The organism is Alloyangia pacifica, assembly GCF_020524285.1.
GTDB classification, from domain to species: domain Bacteria; phylum Pseudomonadota; class Alphaproteobacteria; order Rhodobacterales; family Rhodobacteraceae; genus Salipiger; species Salipiger pacificus_B.
Map to the genome: position 1 here is coordinate 1 of NZ_JAIVKX010000042.1, position 844 is coordinate 844.

The 844-nt window shown below is 62.2% G+C and carries 1 protein-coding gene; it reads left to right on the forward strand.

All coding sequences use genetic code 11. The annotated features are described in order from the left end of the window. A partial coding sequence (locus tag LC039_RS26750; RefSeq protein ID WP_226629936.1) for an IS5 family transposase occupies positions 1 to 838 on the forward strand: 838 nt, incomplete at its 5' end. Positions 839 to 844 lie beyond the last annotated feature (6 nt).

Consider the following 844-nt stretch of genomic DNA (forward strand, 5'->3'; position numbering starts at 1 on the left):
CCCCGAGATGATTTGGGATGCCGCGCCGACTGGCAGGCGTGGCCGACAACAGACCTACAGCGATACCCCCATTCAAACTTGCCTGACGATGAAGGTGCTGTTCGGCATGGCTTTGCGGCAGACGACCGGTTTCGTCGAGAGCCTGCTTTCTCTAATCGGTCTGAACTGGGTGGTGCCAGACTTCAGCACGCTGTCCCGCCGTCAGAAGACCCTCGCTGTGAATGTCGCGTATCGCGGCTCCAAGGGGCCGCTGCACCTGCTGATCGATAGCACCGGGATCAAGATTGAGGGCGAAGGCGAGTGGAACGCCCGCAAGCATGGCGGTCCCAAGCGGCGGGTCTGGCGCAAGATCCATCTCGGGATTGACGAGCAAACACTGGAAGTCCGAGCCGTGGGGATCACGGGAAACCATATCGGCGACGCACCTGTTCTGCCCGATCTGCTCAGCCAGATCCCGGCGGATGAGCAGATCGGCAGCGTCACCGCCGACGGTGCCTATGACACGCGCAAGTGCAACGACGCAATCGCCGACCGCGGTGCACATGCCGTCATCCCACCTCGCAGGACCGCCAAGCCCTGGAAACCCACGACAGCAGGCGCAATCGCGCGCAACGAGGCGCTTCGCGCGACGAAATACCTCGGTCGCGCCATCTGGCGAAACTGGACCGGATACCACCGTCGAAGCCGCGTCGAAACGAAGACGCACTGTATGAAACTGCTGGGCCAACGCCTCATGGCCCGGGATTTCGACCGTCAGCTTGCGGAAGTCCAAGTCCGTATCGCCGTCATGAACGGTCACACCGCGCTCGGCATACCCGTTACTGTGGCCGTGGGATAAGTCCGT